Source organism: Terasakiella sediminum (assembly GCF_033100395.1).
In the GTDB taxonomy this organism is placed as follows: Bacteria; Pseudomonadota; Alphaproteobacteria; order Rhodospirillales; family Terasakiellaceae; genus Terasakiella.
Map to the genome: position 1 here is coordinate 1 of NZ_JAWLVJ010000082.1, position 511 is coordinate 511.

The window sequence follows — 511 nt, forward strand, 5'->3', positions numbered from 1 at the left end:
AAAAGGCTTAAATTCTGATTCAACATAGAAAACGAACAGGAGTTTTCTATGGGTGCCCCAATTCCCTTGCGATCAGATTACAACGGTGATGATCTTCGTCATCTTGCCAAGAAAACCGATGATGCAACACAGGCACGTCGTCTTTTAAGTCTTGCCGTGATTTACGATGGTGGGAGGCGGACTGATGCGTCCAAAGTTGGAGGCGTCACTTTGCAAATTATCCGCGACTGGGTTTTGCGTTTTAATGAAGAAGGTCCCGATGGTTTAAAAGACAAATGGTCGGGAGGACCTGTACCTTTGCTGAATTCAGAGCAACGCAATGCTCTTGTTAACATTGTAGAGAAAGGTCCTACGCCAGCGATCCATAACGTCGTGCGTTGGCGATTGTGTGATTTGACACAATGGATTTGGGAAGAATACCGCATCTCCATATCGACTTCCTCATTAGGCCGTATATTGAACGAGATGGGATATCGCAAATTGTCCGCACGCCCATGTCATCGTCAACGAA

Annotated in this window: 1 protein-coding gene; it reads left to right on the plus strand. The window is 46.0% G+C overall.

Annotated features, from left to right (window positions below):
- Positions 1–48 precede the first annotated feature (48 nt).
- Positions 49–511, plus strand: a 463-nt coding sequence (locus tag RYZ26_RS19915; protein ID WP_317685006.1) for a helix-turn-helix domain-containing protein, incomplete at its 3' end; no start/stop codon positions are given.